The sequence below is a fragment of the Tomitella gaofuii genome, from assembly GCF_014126825.1.
Classification (GTDB): domain Bacteria; phylum Actinomycetota; class Actinomycetes; order Mycobacteriales; family Mycobacteriaceae; genus Tomitella; species Tomitella gaofuii.
In genome coordinates this window covers 1517792-1536041 of record NZ_CP059900.1, presented here as the reverse complement: position 1 = coordinate 1536041, position 18250 = coordinate 1517792, and the positions used below count along the sequence as shown (strand labels likewise).

General features: G+C 71.1%; 13 protein-coding genes. 7 read left to right on the top strand and 6 right to left on the bottom strand.

Translation table 11 applies throughout. The features are described from left to right. Positions 1-20: 20 nt before the first annotated feature. Complete coding sequence (locus H4F70_RS07175) at positions 21-692, top strand: DUF3239 domain-containing protein (protein WP_182359655.1); 672 nt, start codon at positions 21-23, stop codon at positions 690-692. Here H4F70_RS07175 and H4F70_RS07170 read toward each other — a convergent pair. Continuing rightward, a complete protein-coding gene (locus tag H4F70_RS07170; RefSeq protein ID WP_182359654.1) occupies positions 641-2155 on the bottom strand; it encodes a flavin-containing monooxygenase in 1515 nt (504 codons plus the stop codon). The genes H4F70_RS07175 and H4F70_RS07170 overlap by 52 nt on opposite strands. A 189-nt stretch (positions 2156-2344) precedes the next feature. On the opposite strand from H4F70_RS07170, the gene H4F70_RS07165 reads away from it, so the two are divergent. Next, positions 2345-3760, top strand: a complete 1416-nt coding sequence (locus H4F70_RS07165) for an amidase (protein WP_182359653.1) — start codon at positions 2345-2347, stop codon at positions 3758-3760. A gap of 48 nt (positions 3761-3808) precedes the next feature. Here the strand turns inward: H4F70_RS07165 and H4F70_RS07160 are convergent, their stop codons facing one another. Continuing rightward, positions 3809-4243, bottom strand: a complete 435-nt coding sequence (locus H4F70_RS07160) for an SRPBCC family protein (protein WP_182345855.1) — start codon at positions 4241-4243, stop codon at positions 3809-3811. Between the two features lie 264 nt (positions 4244-4507). On the opposite strand from H4F70_RS07160, the gene H4F70_RS07155 reads away from it, so the two are divergent. The 4 genes from H4F70_RS07155 (at position 4508) to H4F70_RS20175 (ending at position 11283) form a co-directional block, all read left to right on the top strand. After that, a complete protein-coding gene (locus H4F70_RS07155; RefSeq protein ID WP_182359652.1) occupies positions 4508-5773 on the top strand; it encodes an alpha/beta hydrolase in 1266 nt (421 codons plus the stop codon). A gap of 193 nt (positions 5774-5966) precedes the next feature. Then, a complete protein-coding gene (locus H4F70_RS07150) occupies positions 5967-7499 on the top strand; it encodes a wax ester/triacylglycerol synthase domain-containing protein (RefSeq protein WP_182359651.1) in 1533 nt (510 codons plus the stop codon). Continuing rightward, positions 7500-8945 (top strand): HAD-IB family hydrolase, encoded by a 1446-nt coding sequence (locus tag H4F70_RS07145; protein WP_220471842.1) that lies wholly within the window; start codon positions 7500-7502, stop codon positions 8943-8945. It abuts the gene before it with no gap. Then, positions 8938-11283: a 1-acyl-sn-glycerol-3-phosphate acyltransferase gene (locus H4F70_RS20175; RefSeq protein ID WP_235681378.1), complete on the top strand. Its 2346-nt coding sequence runs from the start codon at positions 8938-8940 to the stop codon at positions 11281-11283. Before H4F70_RS07145 ends, H4F70_RS20175 begins: the two co-directional genes overlap by 8 nt. Positions 11284-11303: 20 nt before the next feature. On the opposite strand, the gene H4F70_RS07140 is transcribed toward H4F70_RS20175, so the two are convergent. Next, on the bottom strand, positions 11304-12668 hold the full coding sequence (locus tag H4F70_RS07140) for an acyltransferase (RefSeq protein WP_182359650.1): 1365 nt from the start codon (positions 12666-12668) through the stop codon (positions 11304-11306). A 265-nt stretch (positions 12669-12933) separates the two neighbouring features. Between H4F70_RS07140 and H4F70_RS07135 the strand changes: the two genes are divergently transcribed. After that, on the top strand, positions 12934-13590 hold the full coding sequence (locus H4F70_RS07135; protein WP_182359649.1) for a hypothetical protein: 657 nt from the start codon (positions 12934-12936) through the stop codon (positions 13588-13590). Positions 13591-13629: 39 nt separating this feature from the next. Here H4F70_RS07135 and H4F70_RS07130 read toward each other — a convergent pair whose 3' ends face one another. From H4F70_RS07130 to H4F70_RS07120, 3 genes are all read right to left on the bottom strand, one after another. Beyond that, positions 13630-14640, bottom strand: a complete 1011-nt coding sequence (locus tag H4F70_RS07130; protein WP_182359648.1) for an isopenicillin N synthase family dioxygenase — start codon at positions 14638-14640, stop codon at positions 13630-13632. A 115-nt stretch (positions 14641-14755) separates the two neighbouring features. Further along, entirely contained in the window at positions 14756-16891 is a 2136-nt protein-coding gene (locus H4F70_RS07125; protein WP_182359647.1) for a 3-hydroxyacyl-CoA dehydrogenase NAD-binding domain-containing protein, read from the bottom strand. A gap of 40 nt (positions 16892-16931) precedes the next feature. Beyond that, the gene (locus tag H4F70_RS07120; protein ID WP_182345869.1) at positions 16932-18146 is read right to left on the bottom strand and encodes an acetyl-CoA C-acetyltransferase; all 1215 of its coding nucleotides are present in this window, start codon (positions 18144-18146) and stop codon (positions 16932-16934) included. Between the last annotated feature and the right edge of the window lie 104 nt (positions 18147-18250).

Here is an 18250-nt window from a genome sequence, read left to right as displayed (position 1 = left end):
CGGCCGCTAGGATCGGTGGCGTGCGCCAACTGCCGTTCCCCGTCGATGTCAAGTACGCCAGAAGTGTCAACGAGAACTACCAAGAGCTGCGCCGGCTGCGCATCTCCTCGATTCTCGTCGCACTGCTGTGGATCGCGGGCGGCGTCGCGGCCGCGGTCTTCGGCTCGGGCGGCTGGTACATCCTGGCCGCAGCGCTCGTGGTCATGGGCGTCGGATCCATCGTCATGGCGTACCTGCTGCCCCGCAAGGTCGGCTCCATCAAGCAGCAGTACGAGCGCAGCCAGCTGGTCGGCGCCGTCCTCGCGGAGAAGCGTCGCCACGGCGTCACCCTGCTGGGGCTGGTCAACGTCTCGCGCACCGGCGACGTGGACCCCGTCTACGCACTGGTGACGCGCACCGCGACGGCCGTGACCGGGCATCCGATGGTGGTCGGCGCCAAGATCCCCTGCGTCGCCGTGCTGCAGGACCGGTCCAGCCGGTACCGGGGCGCGTCGTGGCAGACCGCGAGCCTGATGCCGTTGTCGTGGGGAACCAAGGACAAGTCCGTGATCGGCCAGGGGCAGTCGCTGATCGCGGGCTACGAGTGGGACCTTCTGCAGCGCAGCATTGCGCGCGCTGCCGAGGTGGACAAGTCCCCCAATCAGATGATCCTGCTGTCCAATCGGGACCTGCCGGACGCGTTGCGCGACTGATCCGCCCTGAGCAGCACGTAGTCGTCCAGCGACACCCGTGACGTGATGCGCCGGTAGGCGGAGACGGTGTCCGGCCAGTTGCTGGAGATGCGGCCCGACGCGGCGACGTACCAGCTGTCGCAGCCGGTCCACGCGCTGTGCGCCAGCTGCCGTTGCACGTCCGCGTCGAACCGGTCGTCCACGTCCGCGCGCACGTCGACGGCGTCCGCACCGGCCGCGTCCGCCAGTTCGGCCAGGCGCCGGATGTACACGGCCTGGCGCTCGAGCATGAACAGGATCGAACCCGAACCGAGGTTCGTGTTGGGCCCGTACATCATCAGCAGGTTGGGGAACCCGGGCACCGCGATCCCCAGGTACGCTCGCGCGCCGTCGGCCCACCGCTCGGCCAGCGACGCCCCGCCGGCGCCGCGGATATCGACGGCCGTGCAGAACTCCTGCGCACGGAATCCGGTGCCGAAGATGAGCACGTCCGCCCGGTGCCGCACGCCGGACGCCGTGAGGATGCCATCGGGCATCACCTCGGCGACGGTGTCGGTCTCGACCGTGACATCAGACTGCGCCACCGCCGGGTAGTAGTCGCTGGAGAACAGCACACGCTTGCATCCCATCGGGTAGTCCGGGGTGAGCACCGCCCGCAGCGTCGCGTCCCGCACGCCCCGGCGCCGGTGCAGGGCCGACCAGGCACGGAACAGGGCGGACACGGCGCGGTTGCCCTTCATCTGCAGCGTCCACAGTTCGGCGAAGCACCACCAGAAGAGCCGTTCCGCCGCCAGGGTCGCCGGGACGGCGCGGAAGAGCCTGCGGTGGCGGGCGCCGTAGGCCCGGTCCAGGCGCGGAAGCAGGTAGGGGGCGGAGCGCTGGAACACCGTCAGGTGCGCCGCGGCGGCCTGCACGTGCGGGATGAATTGGACGGCGCTGGCGCCGGTGCCGATCACCGCCACCCGCTTGCCCGAGAGGTCGACGTCATGCCGCCACCGGGCGGAGTGGAAGGCCGGCCCGGAGAACGTGCCGATGCCCGGAATCGGCGGCAGCGCCGGGGTGGACAACTGGCCCACCGCGGGCACCAGGAAGCGCGCACGGACCACGTCGCCGTCGCCCAGCGTGATCTCCCACCGGGCCGAGGCCTCGTCGAAACGCGCCGCGGTCGCCTCGGCGCCGAAGCGGATGTGCGAGAGCAACCCGTACTCGCCGACGAGACGCCGGATGTAGGCGAGGATGTCCGGCTGCTGCGCATACCTGCGCGGCCAGTCCGGCTCCGGCGCATACGAGTACGAGTAGTACGGCGACGGCACGTCGCATGCCGCCCCCGGGTAGGTGTTGTCCCGCCAGACCCCGCCCGCCCCGGCCGCGCGCTCGAGGATGACGAAGTCCGTGCGCCCGGACCGCGCCAGTTCCATGGCCGCCGCCAGCCCGCCCAGGCCGGCACCGATGATGGCGAATCCGTACCCGTCCGCTCCCGACATCCCGCTCCCGCCTCGCATCCAGCATGATCCGGCTCTCCGCGCCGCCGCACCCACCGTACCGTCGCCGTGACGACGGTCACCCGCTCACAGGGACTCCGGTGGCACCGGTCCGCCGCCGCGGCCGACAATGACGCCGTCCATGGCGGCACGTTCCGGGCGGGCGGCCCCGGCCACAGCGAAGGAGCACGGATGGAAGAGCTGTTCGACACGCGCGACATGACGGGCCTGGCGCAGGCGATCAGCGGCGGCGAGGTGTCCGCGCGCGAGGTCGTCGAGTTCGCGCTCGACCGCATCGCACAGCGCAACCCCACGGTGAACGCGGTCGTCGCCACCCGCGCCGACGAGGTGCGCGCCGAGGTGGACGCCGGACTGCCGGCGGGGCCGCTGCACGGGGTCCCGTTCGCCATCAAGGACCTCGGCGCGGACGTCGCCGGTCTGCCCACCACCAACGGGAGCCGCCTGTTCGCGGACGCGACGGCCACCGCCGACTCCCCGATCGTGTCGGCGTACCGGCGCGCGGGCCTGGCCGTCGTCGGCAAGACGAACACCCCGGAGTGGGGCCAGAACGCGTCCACGGAGCCCGCCCTGTTCGGCCCCGCACGCAACCCCCACGACCTGGACCGCTCCCCCGGCGGGTCGTCCGGCGGCGCGTCGGCGGCCGTGGCCGCGGGCATCCTGCCCGCCGCGCACGCCAGCGACGGCGGCGGTTCGATCCGCATCCCCGCGGCCATGACCGGGCTCGTGGGGCTCAAGCCGTCACGCGGACGCACGTGCGCGGGCAACCCGCTGGGCGCCCCGCTGTCGGTGCAGCACGCCGTCACCCGCAGCGTGCGCGACTCCGCGCTGCTGCTGGACGTCGTCTCCGCACCGCGCATCGGCGACCCGGTCACGATCGTGCAGCCGGCGCGCCCCTACTCCGAGGAGGTGGGGGCCGACCCCGGCATGCTGACGATCGCGACGATGACGTGTTTCCCCGACGGCCGACCTGTGCACGACGACTGCGCCGCCGCTGTCGAGGACATCGCGACGGTGCTGTCCGGCCTGGGGCACCGCGTCGCCCCCGGCGCGCCCACGTTCCCGCTCGACGACATGGCGGCACCCATGTCGACGGGGATGGCGGTGTCGATGACCGCGTCGGTCGACGCCCGGCTGGCCGCGCTCGGCCGCGGGCTCCGCGACGACGACCTCGAGGCGGTCGGCCGGATGATCTACGAGCGCACCAAGAAACTGAGCGCCGCCGACTTCGGCGTCGCTCTGGACAAGCTGGCGGCCGTGGCCGGGACGGTCGGCGCGTTCTTCGCCGATCACGACCTGCTCCTGCTGCCGACGCTGGGCGCACTGACGCCGCCGCTGGGCCTGCTGGACGCAGGCTCCGTGGAGGCCATCTGGACGCACGGTGCCGTCTACGGAGGGCTCACCAGCCCGTTCAACATCACCGGCCAGCCGGCGATCTCGTTGCCACTGGGCACCGACCGCGACGGCATGCCCGTCGGTGTGCAGCTGGTGGCGGCCTTCGGCCGCGAAGACCTGCTGATCCGGGTCGCCGCGCAACTCGAGCGGGAGCGCCCCTGGCCGATCACCCCGGTGTGGCCGGCACGCGGCTGACGCGGTGCCCCCGGCGGCACGCGTGCGCGCCGCCGGGGGGCCACCCGGCTACTTGACCTGCTTGGCCAGGTTCGCGAGGGTCTCCCCCTGGATCTTCCGCAATCCCAGCGGGGCGAAAAGACCCTCGAACACGCCGCCGATGCCGCCGGCTCCCGCCCACGCGGTCTCCACCGCCACGCGCGCCCCGTCGGCGATCGGGGTGACCGTCCACGTCGTGACCATCGTCGAATTGGCGTCGGTCTCCGTCACGGTGTCGCCCTTCACCGAGACGGCCGCCTCGACGTACCGCACGCGCTTCTTGGTCGCTTGCAGCGTCCAGCGCACGAGGGTGCCGTCCCCCTGCCCGCCCTGCACCACCGCATAGTCGCGGTACTGGGACGGGAGGATCTTCGGACGCACCGTCGCATAGTCGGCGATGGCCTCGAGCACCGCCGACGGCTCCGCGACGATGTCGATCTCGCTGACCGCCTTGACCTCTCCCACAGTGAACTCCCTCTGATCGTGTCGCGAAGCCTGGTGATGCCGGCCGCGCCGGCGCGCCCCGCACCCTCGTGTCCTCCGCCATCGTGCCACCCGCGCCGGAGCCCGCGCCTTCCGCCACGGCGGCGGCCCCGGCTCCGGACCGGAACTCATCCGCGACAAAACGTGACGCCGCGCATACCATCAGCGGCCATGGAACGGGGTGCGAGTGGATCAGGACGGCGTAACCACGGCGACGGCGGACGCGGACGCGGCCCGCTGCGTGCGATGACCCGCGTGACGGGCGGCGTCCCCTCCCGCTTGTGGGCAGGCGCCGCGGCGACGCTCAACTCCGTGGCACCGCCGTCGAACTACTGGCTGGGCGCGGGCTCGATGATGGTGGGCGGCCCGGTCAACGAGCTGTCGCCGTATCTGCTGGGCGCCTCCGCCGCGGACGCCGCCGTCGGCGTGGCGCGGCGGCGCGGTGCCGCGTCCGCCGCGGTGTCCGCCCTGACCATCGCCGGGCAGGCCGAGCTCGTCCGCCGGGCCCTGGCCACGGGCCGCGCGGTGGACTCCGCGCTGGACGAGGCGATCGGCCGCTCCCGGCCGCCCGCCGGCGGACGCGAGCGCCTCGCCGCGCGCCTGTCCCCCGTGCCCATGCGGCCAGGCGACGTCGAAGTGCTGCGCGACATCCCCTACTTCGGCCCGGCCGGCGTCCCCGCCGCGGACGGTCCCGCGGCACGGGCCCGGGCGGAGAAACTGTGCCGCCTCGACGTCTACCGCTCGCGCAGCGGGACGCGCCCCGGTGGAGGGTCCGGCCCGGCGCCCGTTCTGTTGCACGTCCACGGCGGGATGTGGATGGGCAGCGACAAGCGGTACGAGGCGCTGCCGCTGCTGCACCGGATGGCCGCGCGCGGCTGGGTGTGCGTGAGCATCAACTACCGCCTGTGCCCCAAGGACCCTTTCCCCGCCCAGATCCTCGATGTGAAGAGCGCCATCGCATGGGTGCGCGCGCACGCCGCCGAGTACGGCGCGGACCCGTCGTTCATCGCGATCACGGGCGGCTCCGCCGGCGCGCACCTGGCGTCGCTCGCCGCACTCACCCCCGACGACCCGCGGCTGCAGCCGCACCTGGCCGACGGCGCGGACACCTCGGTCCAGGCCGCGGTGCCCCAGTACGGCATCTACGACTTCACCGCGCAGTCCGGGACCGCGCACGCGACCAAGCGACGCGACCGCTTCCTGGCGCCGATGATCCTCAAGAAGGACCCCGTCGACGACGCGGCGGACTTCGCGCTGGCGTCGCCGCTGCTGCACGCCGACGCCGTCGCGCCGCCGTTCTTCGTCCTGCACGGGACCGACGACACCGGCGTGGAGATCGACGAGTCCCGGCACTTCGTCCGCCACCTGCGCGCGGTCTCGGACAGCGTCGTCGCCTTCGCGGAGCTGCCCGGGGCGCAGCACGCCTACGACCATCTGCACTCGATCCGCACGCGGGCGTCCGTACGGGGAATCGAACGATTCCTGGAATGGGCCGCGGCCACCCGCACCTGACCTCCCGATCACCAGTATTCGCCGCACATTCTCGGCGCCGTCCTGCAATGCTTGTCACATGCCGGGGCCCGCTGTGCGACGGACCACGGCAGCGAGGTGACGCGGGACGGAATGGGCGCCGGACGTCGCCTTCGCCGAACGACGACTCGCGCCACGCGGAGGCCGTGGCGACTCCTGGGAGGGTGCGCAGCCGATGGGCGATACGACAGTGCAATTCGACGACAGACTCAGCGCCTTCGACTACATGATGTTCCGGGCCGACATGGACGCCCATTCGCGGACGTCGCTGATGTTCATCGAGACGCTCGACGAGGTCCCCGACTTCGCGACCTTGCGCGAGCAGATCGACCGCGCGTCGCGTGTGGTGCCGCGGCTGCGTCAGCGGGTGGTGGCCCCGTTGCTGCCGCTGGCGCCCGCGCGCTGGGTGGTGGACCCGGACTTCTCGCTCGCATACCACCTGCGCCGCGTGGTGCTGCCCGGGCCCGGTGCGTTGCGTGACCTGCTCGACCTGGCCGAGGTCCTGCACGCCACGCCGCTCGACCCGGGCCGCCCCCTCTGGGAGGCCACGCTGGTGGAAGGCCTCGACGAGCCCGACGCGAAGGCCGCACTGCTCTGGAAGCTCAGCCACACCGTGACCGACGGGGTCGGCGGCATGCTGTTGGACCAGATGATCCACCAGGACAGCCGCGGCCCGTCCCCCGAGCCGATGCCCCCGGTACCCGTGCCGCAGGACGTCACCCCGCTCGAGTTGACGCAGTCGGCGGTCCGCGGGCTCCCCCAGCGGCTCGTACTCGGGTCGCTCTCGCGCGCCGCCGGCATCGCCCGCCGCGCGGGGAACGCCGTCACCGACCCGCGCGCCGCGGTGGGATCCGCCGCACGCACCATCGACGACCTGCGCAAGCTCGCCGATTCGGCGGCCGCCGAGCCTTCTCCGCTGCTACGACGCCGCGGACTCGACCACCGCTTCAGCACCCTCGACTTCCCGCTGGCCGACATCCGCGCGGCCGCCAAGACGCACGGCTGCTCGGTCAACGACGCCTACTTGGCGGGCATCGCGGGCGCCATGCGCATCTACCACGAACGCCTCGGCGTGCCCATCGACTCGCTCAACCTCGCCATGCCGGTCAATGCCCGCGCCGGCGGCGACGCCACCGCGGGCAACCAGTGGTCCGCCATCACGATGGGGCTGCCGGTGGCCGAACCGGACGTGGCCACGCGCATGCTCGCCATCCGCAAGTGCGTGCTGCACGCCCGCTCCGGATCGTCCATCGATCCCACGGCGATCCTCGCCCCCGTGCTGTCCTGGCTGCCGCAGCAGCTGCTCGCCGGCACGGGCACCGGCAGCCTCGGCATCGACGTGCAGGCCAGCAACGTCCCCGGCAAGGTGGCCGAACGCTATATCGCCGGGACCCGCATCACCCGCAGCGTGCCCATCGGACCGCTGCCGGGGGTCGCGATGATGGCGACGATGGTCTCGTTCGCCGGCAAGTGTTTCGTCGGCGTCAACTACGACACCGCCGCGTTCAGCGACACCGAAGCGCTCGAACAGGCGCTCACCGCCGGCTTCGACGAGGTCCTCGCCGAGGCCCCCTCGTCGACGGCGAAGGACGCCGCCGCTGTCCCGGCGCCGGCGCGCAAGCCCGCGCCGAAGCCGGCCACAAGCCGGACACCAGCTCGCAAGACCGCCGCGCGCAAGGCACCGGCGACGAAGGACGGGGACAAGTAGATGGCGGCCAAGAATCTCAGACTGCCCGGCACCGTGGAGGAGATCGCGGGCGGGCCCGAAGGACCCGCGGTGGGCGCGTTCTTCGACCTCGACGGCACGCTCGTCGCCGGCTACACCGCCCGCTACCTCACCGAGGAGCGGATGAAGGCCGGCGAGTACGGCCCCGTCGACGTGCTGCGCACCCTCGGCGTGATGGTCGGCGGCGGCGGGCTCAACCCGGACACGTTCGCCGAGCTGCTCGACCTCGGCGCGCACACCTGGGCCGGCCGCACCGTCGAAGATCTCGACGAGATGGCGCTGCGGCTGTACAAGAAGAAGGTCGCCGGCCGCATCTACCCCGAGATGCGCGAGATCGTGCGCGCCCATCAGGACGCCGGCCACACCGTGGTGCTCACCTCGTCCGCGACCACCTTCCAGGTGCAGCCGGTGGCCGACGCCCTCGGTATCGAGCACGTGGTGTGCAACCGGTTCGAAGACGACGACGGTGTGCTCACCGGCCACGTCGCGAAGCCCGTCATCTGGGGCGACACCAAGGCGTACGCCGCGCAGCAGTTCGCCGCCGACCACGGCGTCGACCTCGACCGGAGCTACTTCTACGCCGATGGCGACGAGGACGTCGCGCTGATGTACCTCGTCGGCAAGCCGCGCCCCACGAACCCCGGCGAGACGATGGCCAAGATCGCCGGCAAGCGGGGCTGGCCGGTGACCCGGCTGTCCAGCCGCGGCGCAGGGTCTTCGATCCGCACGCTCATCGGCTTCAGCACCTTCCTGCCGATCGCCGGGCTGGGCGCCGCCAAAGGGCTGCTGGCCCGCAACCGCCGCAGCGCGATCAACTTCATCACCGACCACTGGTCCACGCTCATGCTCCGCATCAACGGCGTGGAGATGAACGTGACCGGGCGTGAGAACCTCACCGCGTCACGGCCGGCGGTGTTCCTGTTCAACCACCGCAACGGCTTCGACCCGTTCATCGCCGTGTCGCTGATCGGCAGGGACTTCACCTCGGTGGCCAAGGCCGAGCTCAAGGACGACCCGATGATCAGCGCCTTCGGCCGCTTCGCCGACATCGCCTTCGTCGAACGCGACAACACCAAGTCCGCCGTCGAGGCGCTCAAGCCCATCGAGGCGATGGCGGACAAGGGCCTGTCGGTGCTCATCGCGCCGGAGGGCACGCGGCTCGACACCCGTGAGGTGGGACCGTTCAAAAAGGGCGCGTTCCGCATCGCCATGCACGCCGGCATCCCCGTGGTGCCGATCGTCATCCGCAACGCGGAGATGCTCGGGGCGCGCGACGCGGTCACCATCAACCCCGGCACGGTGGACGTGGCGGTGCTGCCCCCGGTGCCCACCGCGGACTGGAAGCTGGACGAGATCGACGAGCGCATCGCCGAGGTGCGACAGATGTACCTCGACACCCTCGCAGATTGGCCGAGCGACGATGAGTGAGACGGCCCGGCCGATGGACGACACCGCCACGCTGTTCCTGTGCGACGCCGAGGACCTGCGGGAGATGGCCTCGCTCGCCGAGTGGGTGCGCGGCCACCACCCTGGTGGCCGCACGCGCGCCCGCTACGCCCGGGTCGCCTTCTGCGGCACCGACGCGCCCGACACGGCCGAGCTCGCCGCCGCCGTCGCCTCCGTCGACGAGGACACCACGGTGGTGCCGGTACGCCGGGCGTGGGTCCCGGCGCGCGGCACCCAGGATTCCACCCCGCGCTTCCGCGACCTGGTGCTGGGCGATCCGGCGCGGCCCCGCAACCAGATCGCACGACGACTGCGCCGCGACGACCCCACCCGTCGCCTCGTGGTGCTGGGCGAAGGCGCGACGATCGCGGACCTGCGCGTCCGTTACGAGGCGGAGGGCGCCGTCGACGGTGCCGCCGACGACGACCAGCGCGAATCCTTCGACGCATTCATCGCCCGGCACGCCGATCTCACACTCGACGTGGAGGAGCGTGGCCTGCGCGGGCGCCGCTACAAGGTGCCGCGGTTCGTCATCCCCGGCATCGAGGCGCGCGCCGGCTACCGCGCGGCCATCGCCGACGCGGCCAGGACCCTCGGCCGCCCCGCCGGGGACATCCGCACCGAGGCGCGCGCATACCTGCACGAACTCGTGGCCACCCCCAGCACGTTCTTCATCGACTGGATGGGCACGCTCACCCGCTGGATCACCTCGCTCGGCTATCGCAGAGTGGTCACCGACCCGGCCAACGTCGAACGCGCACGCGCGATGATGCGCGACCATCCGTCCGCGCTGCTGTGGACGCACAAGTCGCACATCGACGCCATCGCACTGATGTCGGTGATGTACGACAACGACTTCCCCGCACCGCACTCCATCGGCGGCATCAACATGGCCTTCGCCGGAGTGGGGTACGCCGGCCGCCGGTCCGGCACCATCTTCATCCGGCGCAAGTTCAACGACAACCCTGTCTACAAGCTGGCCCTGCGGCAGTACCTCGGCTTCCTCATGGCCAAGCGATTCCCGTTGAGCTGGTCGTTCGAGGGGACGCGCTCACGCAGCGGCATCATCGGCCGCCCCCGTTTCGGGCTGCTCAAGTACGCGATCGACGCCGCGCACGCCACCGGCACGGAGGACCTGCACCTGATCCCCGTGTCCATCAACTACGACCTCATCGGCGAGACCGCCGAGTACGCGCGCGAAGAGGCGGGCAAGCCCAAGGAGGCGGAGAGCCTCGGCTGGTTCGTCGACTACCTCCGCCGCCTGCGAGCCCCGATGGGCGACATCTACCTGGACTTCGCCGAGCCGGTGGTGCTCGACGGCGTGGCGCCGGAGCCGACTCCCGAACTCCTGCGCCAGGTGTCCACGGACGTCGCGCGCCGGGCGAACGCCTGTGTGCCCGTGACGATGGCGTCGCTGCTGTGCCTGGTGCTGCTGGGCACACAGCCGCGTGCGCTCACCCGCGTCGAACTCGATCAGGCGACGCGCGAGATCGTGCGCTGGCTCAAGTCGCGCGGCGTCCGGCTGGAGGACATCCTCCGCGATGGCGACGTCGCCGCGGGTGAGACGCTGTTCCAGAATGCCCTGGGCACCGGCGTGCTGCGCCGGTCCACCGGGGCGTCGGTGGAGCTGATCGGACTGGGCCGGGGCCAGGACCTGGTGGCCGGTTACTACCGCAACACGATCGTGCATTACTTCATCGAGAAGGCGGTGGCGGAGGTGTGCGTGGCCACCGTCGCGTCCACGCCCGCCGAGACCCGCGTGGAGGCCTTCGGAAGGACCACCGACGAGCTGCACGCGATGCTCCGGGCCACCTTCTTCCTGCCCTCGGCGGAGGAGTTCCGCCGGGCCGTCGACAAGGTGCTCTCCGACCACGACGCCGACTGGCGCGCCACGCTGGCACGGCCGGGCGAGGAACCGGTGCACGAGCTGCTGGGCGGATTCCGTCCGCTCGTCGCCCACAGCACTCTGCTGCCTTTCATCGAGGCCCGGTGGATCGTCTCCACCGTCGTCGCCGGTCTCGCGCCCGGCGAGGCCACCGACAAGCAGGAGATCATCGCCAAGTCGCTGCGCTACGGACGCACCGCGCTCGAGCGTCAGCTCATCGTCGGCGAATCGTCCGTGGGCAAGGCGATGCTCGAGGGCGGCTACGCCTATCTCAGCGAGGCCGGACTGCTCGACGCCGGGGACGACGCGGACGCGAAGGTGGCCAAACGCCGCACCGCACGCGCCCACCTCGAAACGATCATCGACGCGATCACCGTGGTCCGTGCCCGGGCGCACGCGCAGTTGTTCGGCTCGGACCCGTCGCGCACGGTGTGACGCGGCCGGGGGGCTGCGGCCTACCTGGCCGCCGCCCCCGCACGCGCCGGGGCGGCACCTGCACCGTCGAGTTCCGGGTCCAGCGGTGCCGGGACGACAGGAGCGTGCACCGGCAGGGCCGCCGCGCGCGAATCTGGCACGGCATCGGCCGGGCCCGCCGTCGGCGCGACGATGTCGTCGTCGGCCGTGCTGTCATCGGCAGCAGTAGCCGCTGCGGGCGTGCGCCGCGGGCGGATCCTGTCGTGCGCGACGAGCACACGCGCCAGCGGTGTGTAGAGGATGAGTTCCACCAGGCACAGACTGGCCACCAGGGTGACCAGCACCAGCAGGACACTGCGTTGCAACGTCGTGTCCGGGTAGGTGGCGTAGAGCCAGTCGACGAAGCCCGACTGGTGGATGAGGTCGATCACGAGCGGATGCACCGCGAAGATCCCGAACGCGCGCACGGCGCCGTAGTCGACGAGCCGGGCGCCCCACCCGGCCCCTTCCCCGCGGCGGTCGTCCCACGCCTGCGCGACGATGAAGAACAGTGCCACGGCCGCCAGATACCACGGCAGATTCTGCACGCTCCACGCCGCGTAGGCGAGACCGGGCATGTTCCCGCCGCCCGTGGTCGCGAAGAACATGACGATCGTGAAGACCGCCCCGGCGATCGACAGGGGCACCAGCCACCGCCGGTTGCGGCGCACCCACGGGGCGAAGCGCTCGTAGTGCACGGCGGCCAGTGCACCGCCTACCAGGAACAGCGCATAGGTGGGCAGCGCCTTCCACATGTGCCCATACCAGTCCAGGTCCGGGTGGTAGAAGCTGAACAGCACGAACACGCCGGCCTGCAGCGCCACCGCCCCCGCCATCACCTTGCCGTGGTGCCCCTCGGTACGGCGCAGCAGCATCCGCACCAGGGGGAACAGCAGGTAGATCTGCATCGAGATGAGCAGGAAGTACATCTGGTACTGCGCATTGCCCTGGAGTATCGCGGTCCCGATGTCGCCGAAGACCGCGCCGGTGTCCGGCCACGGCGCGCGGACGAACACGTATCCGGTGATGACGTAGATGACCGACCATGCCAGGTACGGCGCGGCGACGAATCCGTAGCGCCGCCGCCAGAAGGCCGGAGCGGTGATAGAGCTGCGGTAATAGGCCAGGAACAGGACGAACCCGGTGACGAACACGAACCCGTAGCGTGCGCAGTGCACCATCATGGTGAAGAACTGCATGCCGCGCACGTGGTCCGCATCCCAGTTGATCGAACCGGTCGCGTGCACCATCAGGACCAGCGTGAACAGCGACACTCTGATCAGATCGACGCTGTGGACGCGCGTGCGGCGGCCCACGACGTGGTCGGTGCCGCCGCGGCCGGCGGAGCGCGTTGACGTGGGACGCACCTTCCTCCTCATCCGGTTGTCGATCGCCCAACGCTACCCAACGGTCAGTTTCGCGGCCATTCGGGCGGACCAGGTATGACCTCGGTCATCTCCTGACTCCCGTACGGCGTCGGCGCACTCCGGTCCGGTCGGCCGGGTCCGGCCGCTTTCTGGCGGGTCGGTGCGCGGCCGCCGGACGGCACTGCGAGGATGGTTTGCTGGAACCGCCTCGCGGTGCCGATCCGTGACCACGACCATTCCGACTGCACAGGCGGACCCCCCACGCATGAAGTCGCTCGTATCGATCATTCCGCTGGCCGCGGTGGACTCGGTCAACGTGCTTGCATTGCTCGCCGTGTCGTACGTGTGGATCTCCAGCGCCACCCGGTGGGCCTACGTCCGCACCGCCGTCGCCTTCATGGTGGGCGGAATCTGCGGCCTGGCGCTCACGCTGGCGTTCTCGTTCACCGTGATCCTCGACATCATCCACCGTGCCCTCGACGCGCTGTCCGGCATGGTCGTGGCAGTCCTCGGCCTGCTCATCGCCGTGGCCGTGATCGCGGTCGCCGCGCGCGGCTTCGTCAAGCCGCCGCTGTCCCTTCCCGTGCACAGGAAGGTGCACCCGGCGTTGGCCTTCGTCCTCGGAGTGATCACCTGGGGTGCGCAGTCGCTCACCTCCGCGCCCTTCTACGGGGCGATCGCCGTGATGGCCAAACACGACACGCCCACCCGGCTGGGGCTCTCCGTCGTCTTCGTCCTCATCGCGCTGCTGCCCGTGGCCGCGCTGCTCGCGGCCCTCGCACTGTGCTCGCAGGACGCCGGACACCGGCTCATCATGCGGGTGGAGGGCATCCTTCCCGCGGCGTCACGCGTGGTCTCGGCGCTGCTCATCGTCGCCGGCGTGGTCGGGGCGGTGTTCGCGGTGGTGAAGATCCTCGGTTGAGCGCGGTGCCGCCCGCCTGGGGGGGCGGCCGCCGACCACTCATCGCAGTTCGGGCAGCTCCAGCAGGTCCTGATGGAAGCGGCGGGCCACGTCGGGGTGCGCCCGCAGGCGGGATTTGAGTGCGTTGAGCCCGTACACCGCATGCAGCCGGCCCCCGTGGGAGTCCTGCCCCACGCCGCGCGCCTCCACGGCGAGCGCGGGATCCAGCGCCACGGGCGGCAACGCCTGGTCGAACCCGGGATTGAGGAAGAACGGCAGCGAGATCCGGTCGCTGCCCGCCGGCGGCGGCAGCACCTTGTGGTGGGTGGCCTTGAGGTAGCCGTCCGTGGCCAGCTCCAGCAGCTCGCCGATGTTGACGATGAAGCTCCCCCGCCGGGGCGGGGCGTCGACCCAGCGTCCGTCCACCTCCACCTGCAGGCCGGATGTGCCCGGCTCGGGATACAACAGCGTCAGCGCGCCCACGTCCTTGTGGCCGCCCACGCCCTGCCCGCTCGCGGTCCCGCCGCCCCCGGGGTACCGGACGATCTTGAGCAGCGGGTCGGGATCGGCGAACGCGGCGTCGAAGTGCCCGGCCGGCGCCCCCAGCGACGCGGCCCACGCCCGCAGCAGGCGCATGCCCACGCCCCCGGCCGCCGACATCCAGTCGAGCGCCGCGCGCCGCAACCGCGGCACCCCCGCCGGCCACTGATTGGGCCCGTCGAGCACCCTCCACGGCCGCTGCGGGTCCAGCGGGGCCGCCGCGCGCTCGGCGCCGATGTCCAGCTGCTCGCGCCAGTCCACGCGTCCCTGCGTGCGCTCACCGCCCAGCATCGTGTATCCGCGGAAGTGCGGCGAGCGGACGTTCTCGATCTCCCGCTTCTCGTGCTCCGGTAGCGCGAAGAACTCCCGCGCGGCGTCGATCAGATCGTCGGCGGCGCGCGGGGCGATCCCGTGGCCGTCGAGGTAGAAGAACCCGATGCCGTGCGTCACGGTGCGCAGTGCGCGCAACGCGTCGGGGTCGCCCGCGTCGAGCGCGGCCAGGTCGATGGCGGGGAGTGTGTCGGCAGCCATGGGGGTCCTTTCCTCGCGCATCGACCACTCTACGGCTGCGTGGCGGACAGGCTGCGGGGCCCGGCGCATCCGAAGACACGGCCGGGCCCCGCAGCGGAAGCAGAACCGAAGCGGATCAGCCCTCCAGGCTCGCCGGCGGGGTGAAGCGCTCACCGTACTTGGCGGCCAGCTCCTTGGCCCGCGTGACGAAGCCGGCCTTGCCGCCCTCGTAGCCCACGATGTACTGGGCGACGCCGCCCGTCCACGCCGGGTAGCCGATGCCCATGATCGAGCCGATGTTCGCGTCGGCGGTGGTGTCGATGACGCCCTCGTCGAAGCACTTCTGCGTCTCGATGGCCTCGATGAACAGCATCCGCTCGATGAGGTCCTGCAGCGGAGCGTCCGACGAGGCGTCGCCGACGATCCCCGCGAGGCCCGACCACAGCCCGGTGCGCTTGCCGTCCGCGTAGTCGTAGAACCCGGCGCCGCCGAGCTTGCCGGTGCGGCCAGCGTCCACCAGCGCGTTGATGACGTCGCCGGCCGGGTCCGCCGGCAGCGTCCGCCCCTCGGCGGCGGCCGCGTCGGCGGTCTCCTTGCGGATCTTCTGCATCAGCGTCAGGTTGAGCTCGTCGGACAGCTGCAGCGGCGCGGCCGGGAAGCCCGCCTGCTGGCCGGCCTGCTCGATCGTGGCCGGGGGCACGCCCTCGGCCACCATGGCGATGGCCTCGTTGATGAAGGTGCCGATGACGCGCGAGGTGAAGAACCCGCGCGAGTCATGCACCACGATGGGCGTCTTGCGGATGGCCTGCACGTAGTCGAACACCCGCGCCAGCGTGCGGTCCGACGTCTTCTCCCCGCGGATGATCTCCACCAGCGGCATCTTGTCCACCGGCGAGAAGAAGTGGATGCCGATGAAGTCCTCCTGGCGCTGGACCCCCTGGGCCAGGCCGGTGATCGGCAGCGTCGAGGTGTTCGACCCGAGCAGCGCGTCCTCGGTGACGACGTCCTCGATCTCCTGGAAGACCTTGTGCTTGAGCTCCTCGGACTCGAAGACGGCCTCGACGACGAAGTCCACGCCCGCGAAGTCGGCCGCGTCGGCCGTCGGGTGGATGCGGCCGAGCAGCGCCTTGGACTTCTCCTCCGTGGTCTTGCCGCGCTTGAGGGCCTTCTCCTCGAGCTTCTCGGCGTAGCCCTTGCCGCGCTCGGCGGCGGCCTGCTCGACGTCCTTGAGCACCACCTCGAAGCCCGCCTTGGCGGAGACGTAGGCGATGCCCGCGCCCATCATGCCCGCGCCGAGCACGCCGACCTTGGTGATCGGGGTCTTCTCGATGCCGTCGGGCCGGGAGGCGCCCGAGTTGATCGACTGCAGGTCGAAGAAGAACGCCTGGATCATGTTCTTCGCCACCTGGCCGGTGACCAGCTCGGTGAAGTAGCGCGCCTCGATGATGAGCGCGTTGTCGATGTCCACCTGCGAGCCCTCGACGGCCGCCGACATGATGGCGCGCGGCGCGGGCATGGGTGCGCCCTTGAGCTGCTTGCGCAGGTTCGCGGGGAACGCCGGCAGGTTGGCCGCGAAGGACGGCGTGGCGGGGGTGCCGCCCGGGATCTTGTAGCCCTTGACGTCCCACGGCTGCACGCCGCTGTCCGGGTTCGCCTTGATCCACGCCTTGGCGGCGGGGACGAGGGCGTCGACCGAGTCGACCACCTCGTCGATCAGGCCGACCTCCTTGGCCGCGGCGGGGCCGCGTTGCTGGCCCTGCAGCAGCACGCCCATCAGCGCGTTCTGCAGGCCCAGAAGCCGCACCGTGCGCACGATGCCGCCGCCGCCGGGCAGCAGCCCCAGCGTGACCTCCGGCAGGCCGATCTTGACGCCCTTGACGTCCGCGGCGATGCGGTGGTGGGTGGCCAGCGCGATCTCGAGGCCGCCGCCCAGCGCCGCGCCGTTGATCGCGGTGACGACGGGCTTGCCCAGCGTTTCGAGCCGGCGCAGATCCGCCTTGGCGGCCAGGCTGTGCCCGTAGATCTCCGTGGCCTGGTCCTTGCGCACGGCCAGCAGGTTGTTGAGGTCGCCCCCGGCGAAGAAGGTCTTCTTGCCCGAGGTGAGCACGACGCCGGTGATCGCGTCCTTCTCCTCGTAGAGGCGGTCGACGGTGGCCTTCATCGACGACAGGTACCGCTCGTTCATCGTGTTCGCGCCCTGGTGGGGGTCGTCGATGGTGAGCACGACGATGCCGTCGGCGTCGATGTCCCAGGCGATGATGTTGTCAGTCATGTGTTCGTGTTGCCCTTTCAGGAATTCCCGCCGGTGACGATCAGACGCGCTCGATGATGGTGGCCACGCCCATGCCGCCGCCGATGCACAGCGTGATCAGCGCGTAGCGGCCGCCGCGGCGCTCGAGCTCGTCGACCATCGTCCCGGTGATCATCGCGCCGGTGGCGCCCAGCGGGTGGCCCATCGCGATGGCGCCGCCGTTGACGTTGAGCTTCTCGTCCGGGACGTTCATGTCCTTCTGGAACCGCAGCACCACCGAGGCGAAGGCCTCGTTGATCTCGACCAGGTCCATGTCGTCGATGGTCAGACCCGCGGTGGCGAGGACCTTCTTCGACGCCGGGGTGGGGCCGGTGAGCATGATCGTCGAGTCCGCACCGGAGGTGGCGGTGGCGACGACGCGCGCCCGCGGCGTCAGGCCCATGTCCTTGCCCACCTGCTCGGAGCCGACCATGAGCAGCGCGGCGCCGTCGACGATGCCCGACGAGTTGCCGCCGTGGTGCACGTGGTTGATCTTCTCCACCCAGTGGTACTTCTGCAGCGCCACCGCGTCGAAGCCGCCGATCTCGCCGACCGTGGCGAACGACGGGTTGAGCCCGCCGAGCGCCTCCACCGTGGTGCCGGGGCGCATGTGCTCGTCGTGGTCGAGCACGGTGATGCCGTTCTGGTCCTTCACCGGCACGATGGACTTGGCGAAGTAGCCGCCGTCCCACGCCTTTTTCGCCAGCTCCTGCGAACGGGCCGCGTAGGCGTCGACGGTCTCCCGATCGAAGCCCTCGATGGTGGCGATGAGATCGGCGCCGACGCCCTGCGGCACGAACCCGGTGTCGTAGTTGGTGGCCGGGTCCAGGCCCCATGCTCCGCCGTCGCTGCCCATCGGCACCCGCGACATCGACTCGACGCCGCCGGCGAGCACCAGCTCGTCCCAGCCGGAGCGCACCTTCTGCGCGGCCAGGTTCAGCGCCTCGAGCCCCGACGCGCAGAAGCGGTTGAGTTGGAATCCGCCGACCGTGTCCGGGTAGCCGGCCGCGGTGATCGCGGTGCGGGCGATATCCATGCCCTGGTCGCCCACCGGGGTGACGCAGCCGAGGATCAAGTCGGACAACCGGTCGTAGTCGACGTCCGGGAAGCGCACCTTGATCTCGTCGAGCAGGCCGGTGACCAGCGAGATCGGCTTGACCGAATGCAGCGACCCGGTCTTCTTGCCGCGGCCGCGCGGCGTGCGGATCGCCTCGTAGATGTATGCCTCGGTAGTCATCGGCATTCCTTCCTCTCTCGTACGTTTCTATAACGTGTTCTACCACTGTGGGCGGCGGGACGCCCTGTTCCGCCCCGGAGTCCGGCGGCAGTGCCCCGCCGGGA

Coding starts and splice junctions, on each gene's coding strand:
- H4F70_RS20175 (WP_235681378.1), top strand. CDS start 8,938: ATGAGTGAGACGGCCCGGCCGATGGACGACACCGCCACGCTGTTCCTG.
- H4F70_RS07150 (WP_182359651.1), top strand. CDS start 5,967: ATGGGCGATACGACAGTGCAATTCGACGACAGACTCAGCGCCTTCGAC.
- H4F70_RS07135 (WP_182359649.1), top strand. CDS start 12,934: ATGAAGTCGCTCGTATCGATCATTCCGCTGGCCGCGGTGGACTCGGTC.
- H4F70_RS07165 (WP_182359653.1), top strand. CDS start 2,345: ATGGAAGAGCTGTTCGACACGCGCGACATGACGGGCCTGGCGCAGGCG.
- H4F70_RS07170 (WP_182359654.1), bottom strand. CDS start 2,155: ATGTCGGGAGCGGACGGGTACGGATTCGCCATCATCGGTGCCGGCCTG.
- H4F70_RS07120 (WP_182345869.1), bottom strand. CDS start 18,146: ATGACTACCGAGGCATACATCTACGAGGCGATCCGCACGCCGCGCGGC.
- H4F70_RS07130 (WP_182359648.1), bottom strand. CDS start 14,640: ATGGCTGCCGACACACTCCCCGCCATCGACCTGGCCGCGCTCGACGCG.
- H4F70_RS07145 (WP_220471842.1), top strand. CDS start 7,500: ATGGCGGCCAAGAATCTCAGACTGCCCGGCACCGTGGAGGAGATCGCG.
- H4F70_RS07125 (WP_182359647.1), bottom strand. CDS start 16,891: ATGACTGACAACATCATCGCCTGGGACATCGACGCCGACGGCATCGTC.
- H4F70_RS07155 (WP_182359652.1), top strand. CDS start 4,508: ATGACCCGCGTGACGGGCGGCGTCCCCTCCCGCTTGTGGGCAGGCGCC.